Origin of the sequence: Sphingomonas sp. PR090111-T3T-6A, assembly GCF_000383095.1 — a bacterium.
GTDB lineage: Bacteria > Pseudomonadota > Alphaproteobacteria > Sphingomonadales > Sphingomonadaceae > Solisphingomonas.
The window spans coordinates 355,419-372,293 of record NZ_AORL01000022.1 but is presented as its reverse complement, the minus strand read 5'-3'; the positions used below and the strand labels follow the sequence as shown (position 1 = coordinate 372,293).

General features: G+C 68.6%; 22 protein-coding genes. 6 read left to right on the top strand and 16 right to left on the bottom strand.

What is annotated here, in order from left to right:
* Positions 1–170: 170 nt before the first annotated feature.
* Positions 171–899, bottom strand: a complete 729-nt coding sequence (ung, locus tag ST3T6A_RS0117695; protein WP_019834296.1) for a uracil-DNA glycosylase — start codon at positions 897–899, stop codon at positions 171–173.
* A 90-nt stretch (positions 900–989) separates the two neighbouring features.
* On the opposite strand from ung, the gene ST3T6A_RS0117690 reads away from it, so the two are divergent.
* Positions 990–1,403 (top strand): VOC family protein, encoded by a 414-nt coding sequence (locus ST3T6A_RS0117690; protein WP_019834295.1) that lies wholly within the window; start codon positions 990–992, stop codon positions 1,401–1,403.
* Here the strand turns inward: ST3T6A_RS0117690 and ST3T6A_RS0117685 are convergent.
* Together ST3T6A_RS0117685 and ST3T6A_RS0117680 are read right to left on the bottom strand one after the other, a co-directional pair.
* A complete protein-coding gene (locus ST3T6A_RS0117685) occupies positions 1,400–1,804 on the bottom strand; it encodes a surface-adhesin E family protein (RefSeq protein WP_019834294.1) in 405 nt (134 codons plus the stop codon). The two genes, ST3T6A_RS0117690 and ST3T6A_RS0117685, sit on opposite strands and share 4 nt — an antisense overlap.
* An 81-nt stretch (positions 1,805–1,885) precedes the next feature.
* Positions 1,886–2,104: a hypothetical protein gene (locus ST3T6A_RS0117680; RefSeq protein WP_019834293.1), complete on the bottom strand. Its 219-nt coding sequence runs from the start codon at positions 2,102–2,104 to the stop codon at positions 1,886–1,888.
* 103 nt (positions 2,105–2,207) lie between these two features.
* On the opposite strand from ST3T6A_RS0117680, the gene ST3T6A_RS20985 reads away from it, so the two are divergent.
* Entirely contained in the window at positions 2,208–2,759 is a 552-nt protein-coding gene (locus tag ST3T6A_RS20985; RefSeq protein ID WP_019834292.1) for a hypothetical protein, read from the top strand.
* A gap of 38 nt (positions 2,760–2,797) precedes the next feature.
* On the opposite strand, the gene ST3T6A_RS0117670 is transcribed toward ST3T6A_RS20985, so the two are convergent.
* Genes ST3T6A_RS0117670 through ST3T6A_RS22175 form a run of 6 tightly spaced genes read right to left on the bottom strand, consistent with a single transcriptional unit; the run spans position 2,798 to position 6,845 of the window.
* The gene (locus tag ST3T6A_RS0117670; RefSeq protein WP_019834291.1) at positions 2,798–4,408 is read right to left on the bottom strand and encodes a phytoene desaturase family protein; all 1,611 of its coding nucleotides are present in this window, start codon (positions 4,406–4,408) and stop codon (positions 2,798–2,800) included.
* A 1-nt stretch (position 4,409) separates the two neighbouring features.
* Positions 4,410–5,588, bottom strand: a complete 1,179-nt coding sequence (locus ST3T6A_RS0117665) for an aromatic ring-hydroxylating oxygenase subunit alpha (protein ID WP_019834290.1) — start codon at positions 5,586–5,588, stop codon at positions 4,410–4,412.
* A gap of 57 nt (positions 5,589–5,645) precedes the next feature.
* On the bottom strand, positions 5,646–6,014 hold the full coding sequence (locus tag ST3T6A_RS0117660) for a hypothetical protein (protein WP_019834289.1): 369 nt from the start codon (positions 6,012–6,014) through the stop codon (positions 5,646–5,648).
* Positions 6,011–6,442, bottom strand: a complete 432-nt coding sequence (locus ST3T6A_RS0117655; RefSeq protein ID WP_019834288.1) for a cupin domain-containing protein — start codon at positions 6,440–6,442, stop codon at positions 6,011–6,013. The genes ST3T6A_RS0117660 and ST3T6A_RS0117655 overlap by 4 nt, the downstream gene beginning before the upstream one ends.
* 56 nt (positions 6,443–6,498) lie before the next feature.
* Positions 6,499–6,687 (bottom strand): PspC domain-containing protein, encoded by a 189-nt coding sequence (locus ST3T6A_RS20530; RefSeq protein WP_019834287.1) that lies wholly within the window; start codon positions 6,685–6,687, stop codon positions 6,499–6,501.
* 23 nt (positions 6,688–6,710) lie between these two features.
* Positions 6,711–6,845 (bottom strand): hypothetical protein, encoded by a 135-nt coding sequence (locus ST3T6A_RS22175; protein WP_019834286.1) that lies wholly within the window; start codon positions 6,843–6,845, stop codon positions 6,711–6,713.
* A gap of 246 nt (positions 6,846–7,091) precedes the next feature.
* On the opposite strand from ST3T6A_RS22175, the gene ST3T6A_RS0117640 reads away from it, so the two are divergent.
* On the top strand, positions 7,092–8,918 hold the full coding sequence (locus ST3T6A_RS0117640) for an ABCB family ABC transporter ATP-binding protein/permease (protein ID WP_019834285.1): 1,827 nt from the start codon (positions 7,092–7,094) through the stop codon (positions 8,916–8,918).
* A 72-nt stretch (positions 8,919–8,990) separates the two neighbouring features.
* A complete protein-coding gene (locus ST3T6A_RS20525; RefSeq protein ID WP_083937578.1) occupies positions 8,991–9,971 on the top strand; it encodes a retropepsin-like aspartic protease in 981 nt (326 codons plus the stop codon).
* Between the two features lie 25 nt (positions 9,972–9,996).
* Here ST3T6A_RS20525 and ST3T6A_RS0117630 read toward each other — a convergent pair whose 3' ends face one another.
* Positions 9,997–10,512 carry a thioredoxin family protein gene (locus ST3T6A_RS0117630; RefSeq protein WP_019834283.1) on the bottom strand — a complete coding sequence of 172 codons (516 nt, stop codon included), beginning with the start codon at positions 10,510–10,512 and terminating at the stop codon, positions 9,997–9,999.
* A 141-nt stretch (positions 10,513–10,653) separates the two neighbouring features.
* Here ST3T6A_RS0117630 and recQ point away from each other — a divergent pair, with 141 nt between their 5' ends.
* Both recQ and ST3T6A_RS0117620 read left to right on the top strand, forming a co-directional pair.
* The gene (gene recQ, locus ST3T6A_RS0117625) at positions 10,654–12,423 is read left to right on the top strand and encodes a DNA helicase RecQ (RefSeq protein ID WP_019834282.1); all 1,770 of its coding nucleotides are present in this window, start codon (positions 10,654–10,656) and stop codon (positions 12,421–12,423) included.
* A 32-nt stretch (positions 12,424–12,455) separates the two neighbouring features.
* A complete protein-coding gene (locus tag ST3T6A_RS0117620) occupies positions 12,456–12,875 on the top strand; it encodes a TIGR01244 family sulfur transferase (RefSeq protein WP_019834281.1) in 420 nt (139 codons plus the stop codon).
* Between the two features lie 53 nt (positions 12,876–12,928).
* Here the strand turns inward: ST3T6A_RS0117620 and ST3T6A_RS0117615 are convergent, their stop codons facing one another.
* The 6 genes from ST3T6A_RS0117615 to ST3T6A_RS21620 form a co-directional block, all read right to left on the bottom strand.
* The gene (locus ST3T6A_RS0117615) at positions 12,929–14,254 is read right to left on the bottom strand and encodes an ammonium transporter (RefSeq protein ID WP_026359836.1); all 1,326 of its coding nucleotides are present in this window, start codon (positions 14,252–14,254) and stop codon (positions 12,929–12,931) included.
* A gap of 14 nt (positions 14,255–14,268) precedes the next feature.
* Positions 14,269–14,607, bottom strand: coding sequence for a P-II family nitrogen regulator (locus ST3T6A_RS0117610; protein WP_019834279.1), 339 nt, complete (start codon positions 14,605–14,607; stop codon positions 14,269–14,271).
* Positions 14,608–14,760: 153 nt separating this feature from the next.
* Positions 14,761–14,967 carry a putative signal transducing protein gene (locus ST3T6A_RS0117605; protein ID WP_019834278.1) on the bottom strand — a complete coding sequence of 69 codons (207 nt, stop codon included), beginning with the start codon at positions 14,965–14,967 and terminating at the stop codon, positions 14,761–14,763.
* Between the two features lie 5 nt (positions 14,968–14,972).
* On the bottom strand, positions 14,973–16,403 hold the full coding sequence (tldD, locus tag ST3T6A_RS0117600) for a metalloprotease TldD (RefSeq protein ID WP_019834277.1): 1,431 nt from the start codon (positions 16,401–16,403) through the stop codon (positions 14,973–14,975).
* 47 nt (positions 16,404–16,450) lie between these two features.
* Positions 16,451–16,666 carry a zinc-finger domain-containing protein gene (locus ST3T6A_RS0117595; protein ID WP_019834276.1) on the bottom strand — a complete coding sequence of 72 codons (216 nt, stop codon included), beginning with the start codon at positions 16,664–16,666 and terminating at the stop codon, positions 16,451–16,453.
* A gap of 38 nt (positions 16,667–16,704) precedes the next feature.
* Positions 16,705–16,848, bottom strand: a complete 144-nt coding sequence (locus ST3T6A_RS21620) for a hypothetical protein (protein WP_019834275.1) — start codon at positions 16,846–16,848, stop codon at positions 16,705–16,707.
* Positions 16,849–16,875: the final 27 nt, after the last annotated feature.

Genomic DNA, 16,875 nt, shown 5'->3' with positions numbered 1-16,875 from the left:
AATAAGGGAACTTTCAAGGATTTTTCTAGGGTGAACATTGGATAGGGCCGGGGGCTCGGCCTTCTAACCTTTCTAGCTGGCGTAGCCTTCTTGGCCTCAACGCCGCGATCCGTAGACTGCTCCGTCATCACGCCACTCCCCCAAAGCTTGCCCGGTCGAAACCTAACTCGTTACGAGCTCGGTTCAATACCTGCGGCGGCCGGAAGCGCCCAATCGATCGGCGTCATCCCCCGCTCTTTCAGAAACGCATTCGCCTTGGAGAAATGCCGGCACCCGAAGAAGCCGTTGTGCGCCGACAGCGGCGAGGGGTGCGCCGCCTTCAGCACCAGATGGTGCCCGCCCCGCTCGACCGACGGGATGAACCCCGCCTTCTTCTGCGCGTAGCTGCCCCAGAGCAGGAAGACGACCGGCTCTTGCCTCGCCGCCACCAGCCGGATCACGGCGTCGGTGAACTTCTCCCAGCCCCGGTCGCGGTGCGAGGCGGCGAGGCCCATCTCCACCGTCAGCACCGAGTTCAGCAATAACACCCCCTGCTTCGCCCAATGCTCCAGAAAGCCGTGGCGGGGGGGATCGATGCCGAGGTCGGTCTTCAGCTCCTTGTAGATGTTGACGAGGCTGGGCGGCGGCCGAACCCCCGGCTGCACCGAGAAGCACAGGCCATGCGCCTGCCCCTCGCCATGATAGGGATCCTGCCCCAGGATCACGACGCGCACCTGATCGAGCGGGGTCAGGTCGAGCGCGCGGAACCATTCGCCGCCCTTGGGGAAGATGCGCTTGCCGGCGGCCTTCTCGGCGACGAGGAAGTCCTTCAAAGCGGCCATATAGGGGCTGGCGAACTCGCCCCCGAGCGGCTCGCGCCAGCTCTCGTGCAGCTTCACGCCCCCAACGCCTTCACCCATCGCCTCGACTCCTGCCCGGAGCCGCCGATGTGCGGAAGACCGGCCGGCGCGTCAATCGCCCGCGCGTGGAGCCCGCCGCCGGCCCATGATATGCCGCGCGCCATGATCCAGTCGCTCGCTCATGTCGCCCTCCTCGTCCGCGATTATGACGAGGCGATCGCCTTCTTCTGCGGCACGCTCGGCTTCACGCTGACCGAAGACATGGCCATGCCCGAACAGGGCAAGCGCTGGGTGACGGTCGCCCCGCCCGGCGCGCCGGCGCAGGGCGCCTCGCTCCTTCTCGCCCGCGCCGCGACGCCGGAGCAGGCCCGCTTCGTCGGCGATCAGGCGGGCGGGCGCGTGTTCCTCTTCCTCGCCACCGACGATTTCGCGCGAGATCACGCGGCGATGCTCGCCAAGGGGGTCGTCTTCGTGCGCGCGCCGCAGCGGACCGACTATGGCATCGTCGCCGTCTTCCTCGATCTCTACGGCAATCGCTGGGATCTGGTGGAGTATCGCCGCTAGCGCTTGGGCGGCGGGCGCAGGCGGCAGATGGCGCGCACCGCCATCTCGCCGGTGGTGCCGGGCGTCGCCGGGCCGAGCCGCGTGATCGCGGCGCTCGGGCTCTCGCGGGCGTCGGCGACGAGGCTTCCGTCGGGGCGGAGCGTCACCTGCTCGAGCGTCGTGCTGAGCCCGCGCGCGCAGTCGACCGCGTCGAGATGCTTCTCCACCACCGTGCCGTCGGGCCGGGGCTCGGCCAAGGTCAGCCGCCACCAGCCGCGCACGAGCCCACCCCACGGCACGATCGAGCGCGTGTCGACCTCCACCGGGCTGCCGTCAATATGGCTCCCGACCCGCACCCAGTTCGGCCCGCGCGGAGGCGCCGCCGCCAAGGTCGCCGTTGCCACGGCCGCCAGGACCAGCATATGTGCCCTCCGCATCGGACGCCCTCCCGTTCGCCGGAGCCATGACGGCCCCGCACCGATCTTAACGCAGCGCCACGCGCTTCAGAAGATGCCGTGGCCGACCGACAGGCGCACGATCCCGACGAGGATCACCAGCAGGTTGAGGTTGCGCCCACCCGTCCGGCTCGACAGCACGCCGAAGCCCAGACCCAGCACCGCGATCGGGATGATCAGCCAGTACATCCAGCCGAACAGCGGCAGGAAGGCGACCAGCGCCCAGATGAGCGCGACGAGACCGATCAGGATCGAGATCAGGTTCATGCCCGCAACTATCGCGCGGGTGGGCGGCGCTGCCAAGCCTGCTTGACGAACGAGAACAAATATGGAACATTGAGATGGACAGATTCAGGAAGGACAGCCGCTCATGGCCATGCCTGTCGAATCCCGCCTCTATCTCTTCGCCCGCCTGCCGGACGACGTCGGCGCCCATCTCGACGTGTCGAACGATATCGAGCCGGCGCTGCCGGGGCTGAATCTCGTGTCGGCCGCGCGGCGGCACATCACCATCACGCGGCTGAGCGACATCGACGCGCCGGAGGATCATGCGATCGCGCTGGTCCGCTGGATCATGGCGACGATGCCGCCGCTCGCCTTCCATGTCGTGTTCGACGATGTGGTGGTGAGCGCGCGCAGCACCCTGCTCAAGGCCAGCCAGCCGCTGGTCGGCGCGCTCCGATGTCAGGCGCATGTGCTCGACATGCTGCGCCATTATGGCGTGGAGCCCGGCCGGCATGCCGCGCCTGTGCCGCATGTCACGCTCGGCTACGGCTATAAGGACGCGCGGGGCGTGCGGCCGATCGACGGGATCAGCTGGCTGGTCGACGAGCTGGTGCTGGTCCGAAGCTGGCACGGACGGACATGGCATGAGGAGCTCGGCCGCTGGCGGCTGCCGATGACACCTCGCGTGGCGGCGTGATGGGCCGCACTCGCGTCAACTTCGTCAACGTCCGGCGCTCAGGCCGCGCGGGTGATCCGTCGCCAGAAGCCCCCGTCGGCGAGGATCTCGCGCGCGGCATTGTGGCCCGGTGCCCCGGTGACGCCGCCGCCCGGATGCGTGCCCGCGCCGCACATATAGAGCCCCTTCAACGGCCCCCTGTAGGCGCCATGCCCGAGGATCGGCCGCGCCGACCAGAGCTGATCGAGGCTCATATTGCCGTGCATGATATCGCCGCCCATCAGGCCGAACTTGCGCTCCAGATCGAGCGGCGAATGGATCTGCCGCGCGATCACCGAGGCCTTGAAGCCCGGCGCCCAGCGCTCGACGGTATCGATGATGAGATCGGCGGCCTCCTCACGGGCCTCGTCCCAGCTCCGGCCGTCGGGGAGTTCCGGCGCGAACTGCTGGCAGAAGAGGCTGGCGACATGCTGTCCGGGCGGGGCGAGGCTGTCGTCGACGGTGGACGGGATCAGCATCTCGACGATCGGCGCCTTCGACATGCCGGTCTGCTTCGCGTCGGTATAGGCGCGGTCCATATAATCGAGCGTCGGCGCGATGATGATGCCGGACTGGTGGTGCTCGCCGGGCTCGGGCAGGCAGGCGAAGCTCGGCAGCTCGCTCAGCGCGACATTCATGCGGAAGGTGCCCGAACCGACCTTGAAGCCCTTCACCCGGCGGCGGAACTCCGGCGCGAGATCGGCCGGGTCGATCAGCCGGTCGTAGAGCAGGCGCGGGCCGACATTGGAGACGACGGAATGAGCCATTACCTCCTGCCCGCCCTCCAGCCGCACGCCGACCGTGCGGCCGCCGTCGACCAGCACGCGCTCCACCGGCGCCTCGACGCTGATCTGGACGCCGATCTCCTCGCACGCCTGCCGCATCGCCTGCGTGATCGCGCCCATGCCGCCGATGGCATGGCCCCACACACCCTTCTTGCCGTTCACCTCGCCGAAGACGTGATGGAGCAGCACATAGGCCGAGCCCGGCGTGTCGGGGCTGGCGAAATTGCCGACCACCGCATCGAAGCCGAAGGCCGCCTTGACCGCCTCGCTCTCGAACCAGCTATCGAGGAAGGTGCGCGCGGATTTGGTGAAGAGATCGAGCACGTCGCGCTGCTGGGCGAGGTTGAGCCCGGCGAGCCGGCGCCCCTGCCGCGCAGCGGAGAGGAGGGTGCCGAGGCCCTCGCCCATGTTGGGCGGCGAAACCAAAGCGAGATCGCGCAACACATCGGCTACCACGTCGAGCGCCTCATAATAGGCGGGCAGCGTCTCGGCGTCCGCTTGCGAGAATTTGCGGAACTCGGCCTGGGTCCGCTCCAGCCCGCCGCCGAGCTTGAGGTAGCGCCCGTCGTCCTGCGGCAGGAAGTTGGAGATCGGCCGCTCGACGATGCGCAGGCCGCGCTCGGCGAGCTTCATGTCGCGGATGACTTTCGGCTGAAGCAGGCTGACCGTGTAGCTCGCCACCGAGTTGCGGAAACCGGGGTGGAACTCCTCGGTGACGGCCGCGCCGCCGACGATGTGCCGCCGCTCCAGCACGCGCACCCGCTTGCCGGCGCGCGCGAGATAATAAGCGCAGACGAGGCCATTATGGCCGCCCCCGATGATCACGGCATCAAGGCGCTCGGTCATGTCAGGATACTCCGTGCGGACGGCGGCTCCAGCCCGGCGCAGGCGCGCGGTGCTGGCGGGATTCGGGGATGGCGTGGCGGATCTTGCGGCAGAAGTTACGCAACGCGACTTCCTGCTCGCTCAACGGGCCGACGGTGAAGCTCCGGGACGCCATGCCCTGCTGGACGCGGGCGATCAGCGTGGTGTCCTCGGCGTTCACCTGCCGGTTGATCCGCCAGTTGAGATAGCGCGCGGCCTTCATCTCCCTCCGGTCGTCGGGGAGGCAGTAAGCGATCTCGCGGATCAGCGTCTCAGTCGGCGAGACGGGGAGCCACTGCATGAAGTCGATCTGATCGGGATAGATGTCGAAGGCGATGTTCGGCCAGAGCTTGAAATAGGTCCACAGCCGCTGCCGATCGGCCGGAAGGTGCGGCACGGCAGGGAGGAAATGCTGATACGCCCGCTCGGAAGGGTTCGCGGAACGGCGCTCGACGATCGGCCCCCACATCTTGTCGACATGTTCGCTGGCCTCGACGCCATAGCCATGGCCCATCAGCCGCTTGAGACCGGGATGGGCGACCGCGATGTGCAGTCCGTCCGAATAATTGTCGCCGACATTCTTCCAGTTCACCGGCCGCGGGCGGAGCGTCACCCGGCCGAAGGCGCGCAATTCCTCGAAACGATAGGGCGCGACCTCCGCCTCATAGGGCGCCATCATCTCCGCCACAGACGGCCCGCCGCCCTCCAGCCGCACGAAGATGAAACCGCGCCAGATCTCGACCTCGACGGAAGCAAGGCCATGCTTCGAAGGATCAAGCGCATAGGTGTCGCGCATCGGCAGGCCGGTCAGGCGGCCGTCGAGATCATAGGTCCAGGCATGATAGGGGCAGACGATCTTCTTCGCGCAGCCCGAGGGGCCGTCGAGCAGCCGGGCTCCCCGGTGGCGGCACACATTGGTGAAGCCGTTGATCCCGCCGTCGCGCGTGCGGACGACGACGACGCTCTCGCCGACATAATCGAGCGTGTGGAAATCGCCCGCGCCGGGCACGTCGCTCTCGTGGCAGACGACCTGCCAGGAGGGGCGGATGACACGCGCCACCTCGGCCTCGAAGAACTCCGGGTCGGAATAGGTCCAGGCGGGCAAGCTCCAGCCCGCGTCGGGATCGCTCCGCTCCTGCCCCGCCGGTTTCGCCTGCGCCATGCCGACCTCCGCTCGTTATTACACGATCGTACAGCAAGCAATGTGCAACGCAAGAGCCTAGCGATCGCGCCAGTAGGCGAAGGCCTCCTGCTGGAGGGCGTGGACGAAGGCGCGCGCCTCCGGCCCTTCCCACGGGCCGTCATAGCCGAGCACCATGGCATGGCCGCCGCCCCACCAGCCCTGGCCCGGAAGCCCGTCCGACTCGCGCACGAGCAACACGGCCAGCTCGGGCTCCCCGGCCGTCGCGCCCGCCTCGTCGATAGCCCCGAGCGTGCGGCAGACGGCGCGCATCTTCGGCCGGGTGAAGCGGTGGCCGAGCTGGGCGAGCAAGGCCGAATAGCTGATCGATTCGCCGGCACGCGCGGCCTCGACCATCAGCGCGCGCACCCGCGCGACATCGGCGATGGGGTCGACAGGGTCGGTCATAGCGCACCCGGCGTCCAGCCGGCGGGCGCGAGCGTGAAGCCCGCGAAGTCGAAGCCGGGTGCGACGATGCACGATACCAGCGCCCAGCCGCCGGTCGTCTCGGTCGACTGCCAGTGATGGGGCGGAACCAGGCCCTGCGGTGCGTCGCCGTCCGCGATCAAGGGGCCGAGGCGCTGTTCAGAGACTGGGCCGGAATCCGCGGGCGCGGTCAGCAGGCGCAGCGGCGCGCCCGCATGCCACAGCCAGAGCTCGGCCGCGTCCACCCGGTGCCAGTGCGATCGCTGGCCCGCCTCGAGCAGGAAATAGATGGCGGTCGCACCCGCGCGCTCGCCGGGCTCGGCCTCGGCGCGCCAGGTTTCGCGATACCAGCCGCCTTCGGGATGGGGCTGGAGGTTCAGTTGGTCGATGATGGCCTGGGCGCTCTGCATCGCCGGAAGATCGTCGGCGGAGGCGCGGCAGGCAAGGGGGCGGCGGGAAGGAGCGCTCAGCGCTCCCCCGCCAGCCAGCCGATCAGGCAGTAGAGGATGACCCCGGGCAGGCCGAAGCTCACCACGGTGAGAACCAGCAGGGCGATGCGGACCAGCGCGACCGGCAGACCGGTGAAATCCGCAACGCCCTGACATACGCCGAGCCAAAGTCCCCGGCGGCGATCGATCACGAAACGGTTGGACATGTGTGCCTCCGTATCCGTGTCGATCAGATCCCGAGGATGGCAGCAGCGGCAGGCTGCGCAGGCAGGACGGCGGCGCCGACCAGAACCGATGCGAAGAACACCGCGCCAACCATCGAAGCGAGCTGCTGACGCAGGGCGGAAAAGTCGATCGAGAACATGGCAAATCTCCCTCTGTGATCCTTGTCTCGCCGTGCTTGGCGGGACGTCAGGAGTATTGCAGGGGGCGTGCCAAGTTGCGGAAAGCCCGGATTTCGGGGCGTTGCGATGATGGATTCCAGATCAACACTGAAAACATTCCGAGAGCTGCGCGAAATTTCCCAAGTGTTGGCGGAATTTTTCCGACACTTCCAAAAGCTGCGCCATCGCATTGGCGGCGGGCTCCGACGGACCTATGTTAGCGGCCTATGCCACCCGATCATTCCAGCGGGGCGGACGCGAAGGCCGATGTCGGCTTTGCCTCGCTCGGCCGCTTCCTGCCCTATCTCTGGCCGGCCGATGCGCCGATGCTCCGGCTGCGCATCGTCGTGGCGCTGCTGTTCGTCATCCTGTCCAAGATCGTGCAGGTCTATGGCGCGCCCTTCGCGCTCCAGGGCGCGATCGACCGCATGGCCCGTGGCGATCGCTCGATCGCGACGCTGATCGTCGCGCTGGTGGTCGGCTATGCGGCGGCGCGCTTCGGCAGCACCTTGTTCGACAATCTGCGCAACGCGGTGTTCGAGCGGGTCGGGCAGGACGCGACGCGCCGGCTCGCCTCCGCCGTGTTCCGGCATCTTCACCAGCTCTCGCTGCGCTTCCATCTCGGCCGGCGGACGGGTGCGGTCACCAAGGTGGTCGAGCGCGGGACCAAGAGCATCGACACGATGCTCTATTTCCTGCTTTTCAACATCGCGCCGACCGTGCTCGAGCTGGCGCTGGTGGTGCAGATCTTCTGGAGCCGCTTCGGCTTCTGGCTGGTCGCCTCCACGCTGGTGATGGTGGTGGCGTACATCGTCTTCACGCGCATGGTGACCGACTGGCGCAATGCGCTCCGCGTCAAGATGAACGATCTCGACACGCGCTCGGTGGCCCATGCGGTCGACTCGCTCCTGAACTTCGAGACGGTCAAATATTTCAACGCCGAGGAGCGCGAGGCCGAGCGTTACGACCGCGCCGTGACCGCCTATGCCAACGCCGCGGTGAAGAACGAGACGTCGCTGGCGTGGCTCAACATCGGGCAGAGCCTCATCACCAACGTGATGATGGCGGGCGGCATGGGGCTGGTGGTGGTCGGCTGGGCGCGCGGGCAGTTCTCGCCGGGCGACACGGTGCTGGTGAGCACGCTGCTCGCCCAGCTCTTCCGTCCGCTCGATCTGCTCGGCATGGTCTATCGCACGGTCCGGCAGGGGTTGCTCGACATGGCGGCGATGTTCGAGCTGCTCGACACGCCGGCCGAGGTGGTCGACATGGCCGACGCGCCGCCGCTGCTGGTCGGGCGCGGGCATGTCCGCTTCGAGGACGTCCATTTCGGCTATGAGGGCGAGCGGCCGATCCTCAAGGGCATCGACATCGACGTGCCGGCGGGCAGCACGCTCGCCATCGTCGGGCCGTCGGGGGCCGGCAAGTCGACGATCGCGCGGCTGCTCTACCGCTTTTACAACCTCAGCTCCGGCCGCATCACCATCGACGGACAGGATATCGCCGAGGTCGAGCAGGCATCGTTGCGCGCCGCGATCGGCATCGTCCCGCAGGACACGGTGCTGTTCAACGACACGATCGGCTACAACATCGCCTATGGCCGCGCCGGCGCTTCGGACGAGGAAATCCACATGGCCGCGCGGGGCGCGGCCATCGACGGCTTCATCGAGGCCCAGCCCAAGGGCTATGACACGGAGGTCGGCGAACGCGGGCTCAAGCTCTCGGGCGGCGAGAAGCAGCGCGTCGCGATCGCGCGGACGCTGCTCAAGGACCCGCCGATCCTGATCCTCGACGAGGCGACCAGCGCGCTCGACAGCCGCACCGAGGCGGACATCCTCCAGACGCTCGGCGCGGTGACGGCGCGGCGGACCACCATCACCATCGCCCACCGCCTCTCCACCATCGCCGATGCCGACCAGATCGTCGTGCTGGAGGCGGGCCGCGTCGCCGAACGGGGCACCCACGCCTCGCTGATGGCCGCGGGCGGACTCTATGCCGAGATGTGGGCGCGGCAGGCCGCCGAGCGTGAATCGGGGCAGGCGATGGCGGCGGAGTGATTTCCGCCGCTTGAACCCGTCCGCCATCGGTGTAGCATCCTCCTAAAACACATTTGGGGGGAATGGAGAGCTATGCCATTGTCGACGCCCGCAGCCGCCCTGGCGGCGTTCCTGGCCCTGGTCCAGTCCCCTCCGGCGGCGCCGCTCACCACGGGCGTCACGCTCCAGCCGCCGCCGCCCGCGCCCGGACAGCCGCTTCCCGATGCCGCCGCCGCGCCCGAGGACGCCAGCTCGACCGCGGTGCCGCTCCACGACGCGGACCAGCGCATGACGGTGAAGGTGATGATCAACGGCTCGGGGCCGTTCCGCTTCATCGTCGACAGCGGCGCGACGCGCACCGTCATCTCGCGGCGGCTGGCGACGCTGCTCGGGCTGCCGTCAGCGGGGACGGTCACGCTCCACAGCGTCGGCGGCGAGAGTCAGGTGGCGGCGGTGAAGATCGCCTCCCTTTCGCTCAGCGACATGCCCTCCCAGCCCATCATCGCGCCAGTGCTGACGGAGGCGGATCTCGGCGGCGTCGGCATTCTCGGCATCGACGTGCTCGCCAACAAGCGGGTGGTGATCGACCTCAGAAACAATCAGATGAAGGTGGAGCCCGCCCGTCACTCCCGCTCCCCAACCGAGCCCGGCGAGATCGTCGTCACCGCGCGCCGCCGCTACGGCCAGCTCGTTCTGGCCGACGCGGACGCGGTGGGCACGCGCATCTATGCGGTGATCGACACGGGCAGCAGCGTGACGCTCGGCAATATCGTGCTGCGCGACAAGCTGGTCCGCCGGAAGCGGGCGCAGGCGCTGCCGGTCGACATCATCGACGTCGCCGGCCACGTCATCAAGGGCCACTATGCCCAGATCAACGACATCCGGCTCGGCACGACGCATATCCAGCAATCGACCATCGCCTTTTCCGACGCCCACGCCTTCGAGCGCTTCGGGCTGGACAAGAAGCCCAGCATGCTCGTCGGCATGGACCTGCTGCGCAGCTTCGACCGCGTGTCGATCGATTTCAAGAACAAGACAGTGTCGCTGATCACCTCCCGCCAGTCGATCGGCTGACGGGCGAAGGGTCAGGCCGGCTTGCTCAGGCCCACTGGGCCAGCCAGTCGGCCAGCGCCTGCGGGTTCATGTGGCGCGCGTCGGTGAGCGCGAAGAGGCGGCCGTTGTTGAGCAGCGTGTCGTGCACCGGATCGACCGCGAGGATGGCGGGCACGCCTTGCAGCTTGGCGATGCCATAGCGGCCGGCGATGTCGCCATTCTTGTCGTAACGGCCGATATCCACCTTCACCACGACGAAGTGGCGCGCGAGATAGGGCTTCAGCTCCGGCAGATCGAGGATGCCGGCCAGCACGCGGCAGTCGCCGCACCAGTTGCCGCCGAGATCGATCAGGAGCTTCTTGTGCTCGCGCTTCGCCTGCGCCTTGGCGTGCGCGACGGCGGCCTTGGCATCGGCCTGCTCGTCATAGGGGTAGGGGAGCGGCTGGGCGAGCTGGTCGATGCTCGTAATCGAGAGCCGGGGCGCGGGCGCCTGAGCGGCGAGCGGAGCCGCAAGAGCCGCGGCGGCAAGGGCGAAGAGGGGGAGCGCGGAGAGCTTCGTCATGCGCGGACGCTAGCGTCGAGGTCCGGTTGGCCGCCAGCAAGGCTTTACTGCACCGCATCAAGCCCAGCTTGACTCGACGCGGGACGAAATCTTGGGGCCGGCGGGGTGACGCGCGCGATCCCAAGCGGTAACCGGGTGCCGATGGCCTCCGATCCTCTCGACATCCTCCACGCGACCTTCGGCTTTTCCGGTTTCCGCGGCGTCCAGCAAGCCGTCGTCGATCGCGTGATGACGGGGCAGGGGACGCTCGCGGTGATGCCGACGGGGGCGGGCAAGTCGCTCTGCTACCAGCTCCCTGCGCTGGCCCGGCCGGGGACGGCGGTGGTCGTCTCGCCGCTGATCGCGCTGATGCACGATCAGGTCCGCTCGGCCGAGGGCTTCGGCATCAGAGCGGCGACGCTCACGTCCGCCGACGATGATCGCGCCGAGACGATGCGCCGCTTCCGCAACGGGGAGCTGGACCTGCTCTATGTCGCGCCGGAACGCGCGTCAGGCGAGGGCTTCCGCAACCTGCTCCGCTCGACCCCGCTGGCTTTGTTCGCGATCGACGAGGCGCACTGCGTTTCCGAATGGGGGCATGACTTCCGCCCCGATTATCGCCTCCTCCGGCCCCTGCTCGATGCCTTCCCCGAGGTGCCGCGCCTCGCGCTCACCGCCACCGCCGACGCGCACACCCGCGCCGACATCCTCCAGCAGCTCGGGCTGCCGCAGGACGGGCTGATCGTCGCCGGCTTCGACCGGCCCAACATCCGCTACGGCATCTCGCCGCGGGACAGCCTCACCGCGCAGTTGAAAGCCTTCCTCGCCGAACAGCCGGGCGCAGGCATCATCTACGCCCCCACCCGCGATGCGACCGACAAGATCGCCGCGCAGGTCGCCCAGATCGGCCGGCCGGTGCGCGCCTATCATGCCGGGCTCGACGCCAATGTCCGCGCCAAGAACCAGCGCGACTTCGTGGCCTCCGAGGACATGGTGATGGTGGCGACGATCGCCTTCGGCATGGGCATCGACAAGCCCGACGTCCGCTTCGTGGCCCATGCCGGCCTGCCGAAGTCGGTCGAGGCCTATTATCAGGAAACCGGCCGCGCGGGGCGCGACGGCGAGCCGGCGGTGGCGCAGCTCTTCTGGGGAGCGGAGGATTTCGCCCGCGCCCAGCGCCGCATCGCCGAGGTCGACGAAGCCCGCCAGCGCGGCGAGCGGGCGCGACTCTCGGCGCTGAGCGATCTGGTCGAGACGGCGGAGTGCCGCCGCGCCATCCTGCTGCGCTATTTCGGCGAGCAGCCGGGCGCGCGCTGCGGCAATTGCGACAACTGTATCTCGCCGCCCGCGACCGTCGATGCGACCGAGGTGGCGCGCAAGCTCCTCTCCGCCGCCTTCCGCACCGAGATGCGCTTCGGCGTCGGCCATCTCGCCGACGTGCTGGCCGGCCGCGACACCGACAAGGTGATCTCCAACGGCCACAACCGCCTCTCGGTCTACGGCATCGCCGACGAGGAGGAGCTGAAGCTGGTCCGCCCCGTCGCGCGCGCGCTGATCGCCCGCGATGCCTTGCGCGCCGACGAATATGGCGGCCTCTCCTTCGGGCCGGCCGCGCGGCCGATCCTCAAGGGCGAGGAGTCGGTCGGCCTCGTCATGCCGCCCAAGCGCGAGCGCAAGCGTCGCAGCAGCCGCGATGCGGAAGAACATCCCCACGATCCGCTGTTCGAGGCGCTGCGCGCCAAGCGCCGCGAGATCGCCATGGAGCGCGGCGTGCCCCCCTATGTCGTCTTCCACGACTCGACTCTGCGCGAGATGGCGGGGCTCCACCCCACCACCATGGCCGGCCTCGCGCAGGTGACCGGCGTGGGTCAGGCCAAGCGCGACGCCTATGGCGAGACCTTCCTCGAGGTGCTGCGCAACTGGCAGGGATGAGCTAGGGGTCTCCCACACCCAAGGAGGCCCCCATGTTCCGCATCATCGACGAGACGCTTCAGGTATCTGGCCAGATCAGCCCCGCAGACGTGGCGGAGGCGGCGGCGCAGGGCATCCGCACCATCATCAACAACCGGCCCGACGGCGAGCAGCCCGGCCAGTCGACCTCCGCCGAGATCGAGGCGGCGGCGACCGCCGCGGGGCTCGGCTATGCGCACATCCCGGTCGACCATTCGGGCTTCTCGATGGAGCAGATCGAGGCGATGACCGCTGCGCTCGGTCAGCCGGCCCCAGCGCTCGCCTTCTGCCGCTCGGGCACGCGCTCGACCTTCCTGTGGGCGCTCGCGCGCGGCCTCGCGGGAGACGAGCCAACCGGGATCGCCGCCAAGGCCGCCAACGCCGGCTACGACGTCTCGCCGCTGCTCCCGATGATCCAGAGCCTCGCGAAGTAACAAAAAAGGGCCGGCGAGTTGCCCCGCCGGCCCAGGTCTTCGCAGGAGGAAGCTCAGTTGTAGGCGCGCTCGCCATGCTCCCCGAGGTCGAGGCCTTCGCGCTCGACTTCCGGGGTGACGCGCAGGCCCGTCACCGCCTTGGCGATGAAGATCGCGATCACGGTGCCGATGGCGGCCCAGACGATCGTCGTCGCGACCGTCTCGAACTGCACGAGAAGCTGGTGCCCTATGGCGTAGGGCGCCTTGCCCGGCCCGCCGAGCGACGGGGCATAGACGATGCCCGTGCCGAGCGCGCCGATCATGCCGCCGATGCCGTGCACGCCGAACGCGTCGAGCGCGTCGTCATAGCCGAGCCGCGGCTTCAGGACGGACACCGCGTAGAAGCAGACGACCGAGGCGACGGCACCCAGCACGATCGCACCGAACGGTCCGGAATTGCCCGCCGCCGGCGTCACCGCGACGAGACCCGCCACGATGCCCGAGCAGAAGCCCAGCGCCGAACCCTTGTGGCCGTTCAGCCGCTCGACCAGCATCCAGGCGAGGCCGGCCGCAGCGGTCGCGACGAAGGTATTGATCATCGCCAGCGCCGCCGAACCGTTGGCCTCCAGCGCGGAGCCCGCGTTGAAGCCGAACCAGCCCACCCAGAGAAGGCCCGTGCCGATGCCGGTCATGGTCAGCGAGTGCGGGACGATCCGCTCCTGCGGATAGCCGATGCGCTTGCCGAGGATCAGGCAGGCGACGAGGGCGGAGACGCCGGCGTTGATGTGCACCACCGTGCCGCCCGCGAAATCGAGCGCGCCCTTGGTGAAGAAGAAGCCGTTGGACGCCCACACCATGTGCGCGATCGGGAAATAGACGATCGTCAGCCACACCGCGCCGAACACCATCACGGCCGAGAACTTCATCCGCTCCACCACCGATCCCAGCACCAGCGCCACGGTGATCGCCGCGAAGGTCATCTGGAAGCAGATGAACACATATTCGGGGATGGCCACGCCCGGCGTGAAGGTCGCCGCCGTGCTGTCCGGCGTGACGCCTGCGAGGAATGCCTTGCTCAGGCTCGCGAAGAAGGGATTGCCGCCGTCGCCGAAAGCGAGCGCATAGCCCCACATCACCCAGATCAGCATCGCCAGCGCCGCGACCGCGCCGATCTGCGTCATGGTCGAGAGCATGTTCTTCGAGCGCGTGAGGCCGCCGTAGAACAGCGCGAGGCCCGGCACGATCATCATCAGCACGAGCAGCGTGGAGGTCATCATCCAGGCGGTGTCGCCCTTGTTGACCGTCGGCGCGGCGGCCGCCTGTGCCCAGGCCGGAAACGCCGCGAACAGGGCGAGGCCGAGCGCTCCCGCGCCTGCGGCCAGCTTGGTCGATGGCTTCATCATTCCCCCTTCCCTCAAAGCGCGGTTTCGTCGGTCTCGCCGGTGCGGATGCGCACCGCTTCGGCGAGGTCGAGGACGAAGATCTTGCCGTCGCCGATCGCGCCGGTGTTGGCCGCCTGCTGGATCGCCTCGACCACGCGCGGCGACAGATCGGAGGTGCAGGCGACCTCGATCTTGATCTTGGGCACCATGTTCGTGCTGTATTCCGCGCCGCGGTAGATCTCGGTCTGCCCCTTCTGCCGGCCGAAACCCTTAACCTCCGTCACCGTCATGCCGGCGACGCCGATGGCCGAGAGCGCCTCGCGCACCTCGTCCAGCTTGAATGGCTTGATGACCGCGATGATCAGTTTCATGCCGCCTCCCTGCGCAGGCCCATGGGGCCGTCCCGAAGGAAGCTGTCGCAAGGGGCGTGCCAGTTTTCCGCAGGCGCGTTTCTGCGGCGCAGCACGATTCAGAGGCGGAATGACCGCCTAGCGCTTGGGCATCCGGGAGAAGATGCCTGTTATTTAGGCAGGGAGCTCGGCCAGCAGCCGTTCGGCGATAGCGCGGTCGCTCTCGTCCACCATCAGGCGAACCGGCGTGAGCCCACCCAGGCCGAGGCTGGCGAGGCCGCTGTCGAACAGCACGGCCTCGATGCCTTCGGCCGCCAGCATTCCGCGCGCCATCTCGGCGACGGCGTGATCCGGGAAGGTCTCGATCTCGACGAGCGCCATGCCGATCAGGCCGCCGTGCCGCCGACGGTCAGGCGGTCGATCAGCAGGGTCGGCTGGCCGACGCCCGCGGGGACGGACTGGCCGCCCTTGCCGCAGATGCCGATGCCCTCGTCGAGCGCCATGTCGTTGCCGATGGCGGACACGCGGGTGAGCACCGAGGGGCCGTCGCCGATCAGCGTCGCGCCCTTGATCGGCGCGCCCAGCTTGCCGTTCTCGATCTTGTACGCCTCGGTGCAGGAGAAAACGAACTTGCCCGACGTGATGTCGACCTGCCCGCCGCCGAAGCTCTTGGCGTAGATGCCGTTCTTCACGCGGCCGAGGATCTCGTCCGGATCATCCTGACCGCCGAGCATGAAGGTGTTGGTCATGCGCGGCATCGGCGCATGGGCGAAGCTCTCGCGGCGGCCGTTGCCGGTCGCGGGGACGCCCATCAGGCGGGCGTTGAGGCGATCCTGCATATAGCCCTTGAGGATGCCGTCCTCGATGAGGACGTTCGCCTGCGTCGGCGTGCCCTCGTCGTCGATCGAGAGCGAACCGCGTCGCTCGCCCATCGAGCCGTCGTCGATCACGGTGACGCCGGGCGCCGCCACGCGCTCGCCGATACGGCCGGAGAAGGCCGAGGAACCCTTGCGGTTGAAGTCACCCTCCAGACCATGGCCGACCGCCTCATGCAGCAGCACGCCCGGCCAGCCGGGGCCGCACACCACGGTCATTTCGCCGGCCGGGGCCGCCACCGCCTCCAGATTGACCAGCGCCTGCGCCAGTGCCTCGTCGACGGCGCGCGTACCCGTCGCGGGGTCGAACAGCCGGTCGTAGAGATAGCGGCCGCCGAGCCCGAAGAAGCCCGTCTCGCGCCGTCCGTTCTGCTCGACCACGATCGAGACGTTGAGGCGCACCAGCGGGCGCACGTCGAGCGCGACGAAGCCGTCCGGCCGCACGATCTCGACCACGCTCCACGAGCCCGACAGGCCGACCGACACCTGCGCCACCCGCGGGTCACGGGCGCGCGCCATCGCGTCGATCGTCTGGCACAGCTCGACCTTCTTCGCGAAGGGCACGAGGCCCAGCGGATCGGCGTCGCCATAAAGGTGCCGGTTGGTGCGGGCGGGCGGGGCGGCCTTGGCACCGGCCGCCGGATCGAGCAGGCTCATCGTCTCGGCGGCGCGGCGGATGGCGCGCTCGGAGATTTCGTTGGCGTGGGCGAAGGCGGTCGTCTCGCCCGACACGCCGCGCAGGCCGAAGCCGGCCTGGGTGTTGAAGTCCGCCGTCTTCAGCCGGCCATCGTCGAAGCCGAAGCTCTCCGACGCGATATATTGGAGGTAAAGCTCACCGTCGTCCGACCGCTGGAGCGCATCGGCCGTCAGGCGCAGCGCGGCATCCGGGTCGAGCGCGCCGTCGCGATAGAGGAAGGAGCGGGGATCGATGAGGCTCGTCATGCCGGGCATATAGGCCCCGGCTCGGCCCGCGTCATCCCCGCATGGGATCAGGCGGCGGCGGAATGATCCGCCGGGCCGCCGATCAGCACGAAGCGGCGATCGCAATAGCCGCATTCGACGAAGCCGGTCTCGTCGATTTCGAGGAAGACGCGCGGATGGCCGAGCGCGGCCCCGGTGGGGATGTCGCTGGCGCCGTCGCACACCACGCGGCTGGTGGTGACGCGGATCGTTTCGGGCTGGTTCGTGCTCACGAGCCGCCGCATAGCAAGAGGCGCGCACCCGCGCAATCACAGGTCACGGATCAGGCTGTGGCGATCGAGGAAAGAACCAGCGGCGGCGCCTCGTGCGGCACTTCCATCACCGCGAGCAGGCCAGCCGCCAGCATGGCCAGCAGAAGCGCGATCTGCGAACCACGAAGCAGGCGCGGGGCGACGAGCGCGGTCATGGCGCGAGCGTCCGCCTCAATGCTTAA

Bases quoted from the DNA above. Each gene is read 5' to 3' on its own strand.
- ung (WP_019834296.1), bottom strand. From the start codon at position 899: ATGGGTGAAGGCGTTGGGGGCGTGAAGCTGCACGAGAGCTGGCGCGAG.
- ST3T6A_RS0117690 (WP_019834295.1), top strand. From the start codon at position 990: ATGCCGCGCGCCATGATCCAGTCGCTCGCTCATGTCGCCCTCCTCGTC.
- ST3T6A_RS0117685 (WP_019834294.1), bottom strand. From the start codon at position 1,804: ATGCTGGTCCTGGCGGCCGTGGCAACGGCGACCTTGGCGGCGGCGCCT.
- ST3T6A_RS0117680 (WP_019834293.1), bottom strand. From the start codon at position 2,104: ATGAACCTGATCTCGATCCTGATCGGTCTCGTCGCGCTCATCTGGGCG.
- ST3T6A_RS20985 (WP_019834292.1), top strand. From the start codon at position 2,208: ATGGCCATGCCTGTCGAATCCCGCCTCTATCTCTTCGCCCGCCTGCCG.
- ST3T6A_RS0117670 (WP_019834291.1), bottom strand. From the start codon at position 4,408: ATGACCGAGCGCCTTGATGCCGTGATCATCGGGGGCGGCCATAATGGC.
- ST3T6A_RS0117665 (WP_019834290.1), bottom strand. From the start codon at position 5,588: ATGGCGCAGGCGAAACCGGCGGGGCAGGAGCGGAGCGATCCCGACGCG.
- ST3T6A_RS0117660 (WP_019834289.1), bottom strand. From the start codon at position 6,014: ATGACCGACCCTGTCGACCCCATCGCCGATGTCGCGCGGGTGCGCGCG.
- ST3T6A_RS0117655 (WP_019834288.1), bottom strand. From the start codon at position 6,442: ATGCAGAGCGCCCAGGCCATCATCGACCAACTGAACCTCCAGCCCCAT.
- ST3T6A_RS20530 (WP_019834287.1), bottom strand. From the start codon at position 6,687: ATGTCCAACCGTTTCGTGATCGATCGCCGCCGGGGACTTTGGCTCGGC.
- ST3T6A_RS22175 (WP_019834286.1), bottom strand. From the start codon at position 6,845: ATGTTCTCGATCGACTTTTCCGCCCTGCGTCAGCAGCTCGCTTCGATG.
- ST3T6A_RS0117640 (WP_019834285.1), top strand. From the start codon at position 7,092: ATGCCACCCGATCATTCCAGCGGGGCGGACGCGAAGGCCGATGTCGGC.
- ST3T6A_RS20525 (WP_083937578.1), top strand. From the start codon at position 8,991: ATGCCATTGTCGACGCCCGCAGCCGCCCTGGCGGCGTTCCTGGCCCTG.
- ST3T6A_RS0117630 (WP_019834283.1), bottom strand. From the start codon at position 10,512: ATGACGAAGCTCTCCGCGCTCCCCCTCTTCGCCCTTGCCGCCGCGGCT.
- recQ (WP_019834282.1), top strand. From the start codon at position 10,654: ATGGCCTCCGATCCTCTCGACATCCTCCACGCGACCTTCGGCTTTTCC.
- ST3T6A_RS0117620 (WP_019834281.1), top strand. From the start codon at position 12,456: ATGTTCCGCATCATCGACGAGACGCTTCAGGTATCTGGCCAGATCAGC.
- ST3T6A_RS0117615 (WP_026359836.1), bottom strand. From the start codon at position 14,254: ATGAAGCCATCGACCAAGCTGGCCGCAGGCGCGGGAGCGCTCGGCCTC.
- ST3T6A_RS0117610 (WP_019834279.1), bottom strand. From the start codon at position 14,607: ATGAAACTGATCATCGCGGTCATCAAGCCATTCAAGCTGGACGAGGTG.
- ST3T6A_RS0117605 (WP_019834278.1), bottom strand. From the start codon at position 14,967: ATGGCGCTCGTCGAGATCGAGACCTTCCCGGATCACGCCGTCGCCGAG.
- tldD (WP_019834277.1), bottom strand. From the start codon at position 16,403: ATGACGAGCCTCATCGATCCCCGCTCCTTCCTCTATCGCGACGGCGCG.
- ST3T6A_RS0117595 (WP_019834276.1), bottom strand. From the start codon at position 16,666: ATGCGGCGGCTCGTGAGCACGAACCAGCCCGAAACGATCCGCGTCACC.
- ST3T6A_RS21620 (WP_019834275.1), bottom strand. From the start codon at position 16,848: ATGACCGCGCTCGTCGCCCCGCGCCTGCTTCGTGGTTCGCAGATCGCG.